3 protein-coding genes and 1 pseudogene are annotated in these 3,526 nt (G+C 68.0%); 1 reads left to right on the forward strand and 3 read right to left on the reverse strand.

Annotated elements, in window-relative coordinates; genetic code table 11:
- On the reverse strand, positions 1–331 hold a 331-nt coding region (locus NBZ83_RS30945), incomplete at its 3' end, for a TCP-1/cpn60 chaperonin family protein (RefSeq protein ID WP_308203845.1).
- A gap of 177 nt (positions 332–508) precedes the next feature.
- Positions 509–793, reverse strand: coding sequence for a hypothetical protein (locus NBZ83_RS30950; protein ID WP_261576392.1), 285 nt, complete (start codon positions 791–793; stop codon positions 509–511).
- Positions 794–1,117: 324 nt separating this feature from the next.
- Between NBZ83_RS30950 and NBZ83_RS30955 the strand changes: the two are divergent.
- Positions 1,118–1,530 (forward strand): annotated as a pseudogene (locus NBZ83_RS30955) (integrase core domain-containing protein); the annotation flags it as partial.
- Positions 1,531–1,639: 109 nt separating this feature from the next.
- On the opposite strand, the gene NBZ83_RS30960 reads toward NBZ83_RS30955, so the two are convergent.
- Positions 1,640–3,262, reverse strand: a complete 1,623-nt coding sequence (locus NBZ83_RS30960; protein ID WP_261571212.1) for an AMP-binding protein — start codon at positions 3,260–3,262, stop codon at positions 1,640–1,642.
- Positions 3,263–3,526: the final 264 nt, after the last annotated feature.

Genomic DNA, 3,526 nt, shown 5'->3' on the forward strand with positions numbered 1-3,526 from the left:
TCGCGCCGGCGGCCACGTTACGCAGACCCTCACGCACCAGAGCCTGAGCCAGGATCGTCGCGGTGGTCGTACCGTCACCCGCGACGTCGTTGGTCTTCTTCGCGACTTCCTTGACGAGCTCCGCGCCCATCCGTTCGTAGGAGTTCTCCAGCTCGATCTCTCTGGCGATGCTCACGCCGTCGTTGGTGATCGTGGGGAGACCGAACTTGTTCGCCAGAACGACGTTGCGACCCTTCGGACCGAGCGTGACCTTGACCGCATCGGCCAGCTGGTTCATGCCGCGCTCCAGGCCACGCCGTGCCTCCTCGCCGAAGGCGATCATCTTTGCCATGCGTGATGGGTCCTCTCAGGGGGGCAAACCTGCGCGGAGAGGTACCAGTCATCGATGGGGTGCCCGGCACCGTGGACAGTGCTCCCGTTTACGCAGGCACCCGTCGCACCGATGATTGGCACTCGACCTCGCTGAGTGCCAGTCACTGTATAGCCCGCAGAACCTCCGAAAACGAGGTCACCACCACGTCGGAGCCGCGTCCGCCGTCATCCCACCCTGAAGTGGGGCCCTCGACACCATGACCAGCCAGGCCAACGGCAGCAGTGTGGACCGTGCGAGTGTGACGAGATCGCGGGTGGTTTCGTGGCCGCCGGCGAAACGGACGATCATCTGGGCGCCGTCGATGGCGGTCGGCCCGAACCCACGCCCCCCCATGAGGCGAACCGACGCACACGCATCCCAGCCGTCCAGCCAGCGGGCGACCGGTAACAGCCCGCGGGCCTGCCCTGCGTCGCCACCCACCGACCGCTCATGCACCATCGCACGGGATCCCGCCGGCCGGCCTGCCCGAGGGAGTGTCACGTTAACGGCTCTGTCGCACATCCGGTGGTGACTGTGTGTTAGCCGCATGAGTGGCGTCGCGAGGAGGACGATCCTGCTCAAACCGGACGACCCACGAGCAACTCCGGTCGACGATCATGCCGCCCGCTGTAAGCGGCGACGGCCTCGAAACCTGCCATCTTCGGAGCCCTCGTCCGTGCCAGCGCCACCTTCGAAACCGGCCAGCTCGTCGAACGACCCACCACCACGCCCGTCACCCAAGCCGCCTAACGATCACCACCCACAAGTCTTGACTATTTCTCTCTACCGGGGCCGATCACAAGCCGGCGGTCGGTCCGCTGGTGCGGGGTGTCTCGGATCTGCTCCTGGGTCGCCCACCCCGACGGATCGTGGACCACCCAACAGATCCGGAACCTTCTCATGGACCTCGGTGACCGGGCGGCCGACTTCCAGTTCCTGGTCCGCGACCGGGCCGGGCAGTTCACCGCGTCGTTCGACGCGATCCTCGCCGACGCCGGCATCACCACCATCAAGATCCCACCCCGAACCCCGCGGGCGAACGCCTACGACGACCCCACCGCGGCCGCGACCTTCGACCACCACGGCCCGACCACCCCGTCGCCGACCTGGCCCAGGAACGGATCAAGCGCCGACCTGTCCTCGACGGCCTGATCAACGAATACGAACGAGCCACCTAAAACCCCAGGTCAACACCCGTGGCTGAGTTCTGGCACCCCACACCATCTACCAGACCAGGCCCCACCATGAGACCGAATCCCGAAGACAGATCACAACTCGACGCGCGCCCTAGTGATCGCCGGGGTCGCCGGCGGGGCGCGGGGCGGGACCCGCCGGCAGCCCCCGGAGCTCGCCCTGCTCGTACGCGCGCGCGATCGCGCGCCGTTGCAGCTTGCCGCTGCTGGTCCGGGGGAGCTGCCCGGGACGCAGGAAGTGCACGTCGCCATCCCGCACCGTCACCCCGATCGCCCGGACCAGGTGCTCGACGATCCGCGCCCGGCTGCCCTCGACGTCCTGGCGGGCCGCGCGGTCCACCTCGGTCAGGACGACGATGTTCCCGTCGCTCTGCACGACCGCCGTGCGGCCCTCGCGCACGAACGGCAGCTGTTCCACCGCCTGTTCGAAGTCGGCGGCGAAGAAGCTCTGACCGTTGACCTTGATCCGATCGCTGATACGGCCGGTGATGAACAGTTCGCCGCCATCGACGAATCCGATGTCTCCGGTGGCGTAGAAGCCGTCGTTCCCGCCGAGCGGGAGCGGATTGTCGAGGTAGGACGATGCCAGGCTGCCGCCGGCCAGCTCGATCTCGCCCAACTCGTTCTCCCCGCAGACCCGCCCGTCCGAGTCGCGCAGGCGCACGGTGAACTCCGACATCGGCCGGCCCACCGAGACCGCCGGCACCCCCGCCGGCGACGGCACCACCCGGATGTCACTGCCCGGCGGACGGCTCGACACCAGCAGCACGGTCTCGGCCATGCCGTAGCACGGCATGAACACGTCGCGGCCCAGGCCCGCCGCGGCCATGAGGTCCACGAACGCGAGGAGGTTCGGGATGTTGACGGGTTCGCTGCCGAGATAGATCGACCGCATCCGGGACAGGTCGATCGCGGCGATGTCCTCGGATTCGAGGTCCCGCATCAGCCGGAGTGAATAGTCGATCGCGAAGTTCGGGATCACCGTTCCATCGACCCGTTCCCGGGCCATGTGCTCCCACCAGCCGGGGGCGTCGTACAGGAACGTCACCGGCTCAGCGAGGAGCAGGTCGCAGCCCACCGTCAGACACGACAGCAGGCCGCCAACCAGGCCCATGTCATGGTAAAGCGGCAACCAGCTGCTGACCCGTTCCTCGGGCCGGCGGGCGTCCGTGCGGGTGATCATGGCCAGGTTCGCGCGGAGGCTGTCGTGACGGACCGGGACCCCCTTGGGAAACGACGTCGATCCGGACGAGAACTGCACGAACGCCAGTTCGTCGTCTCCGGGGGTTCGCAGCCGGGCACCCGGATCGCGGATCCCGGCCGGTGGGAGCGCCAGGACGGGCAGGTACACCTCGACCGCGGCCAGGCCCGGTACCCCCAGGATGCTTCCCGCCCCGAAGTCCCGCGCGACCCTTCCAAGGAAGTCCTGGTAAGCATCGCGCGGCGTGTTCATGAGGAACGGTTTGACCGACAGCGGTACCGCGCCGATCTCCAGTAGACCCAGGAACGAGAAGATCACCGCGGTGGAGGTCTCGAACGGGAACAGCACCCGCGTCCCCGGCCTGATCCCCTGGCCGCGGAAGAAATCGGCGTAGGCAGCGACCCGCTCCGGGAAATCCCGATAGGCCACGAATGCGGACGGGTCGCTGAACTTCTGGTACAGGTGCAGCCCCCGCTCGGGCGGGCTTTCCTGGTTGCGTTGGATGTGTTCGAGCACTGTCCCCTCCTTCCTGATAGTCGTCTGTCCGATGACGCCCGGCCGCCCTACCGGGCCGGACTGGAACGGCGGGCCGGACCGCGGGCCGGGCCGCGGGGCGAGTTCGCGGGCTCAGGCCGGGCGGGAGGCCTTGAGGAAGTCCTGCAGCGAGACCAGGCAGCGTTGTGTGGCGTCCAGAAAGGCCACGGTGACCAGGGCGTCCACCGCGGGGCTTTCCAGCTCCGGAAGGTGAACGCGCTGACGGAACCGGGCCCGGAACGTGAC

Source organism: Frankia gtarii, assembly GCF_025403375.1.
Classification (GTDB): Bacteria; Actinomycetota; Actinomycetes; order Frankiales; family Frankiaceae; genus Frankia; species Frankia gtarii.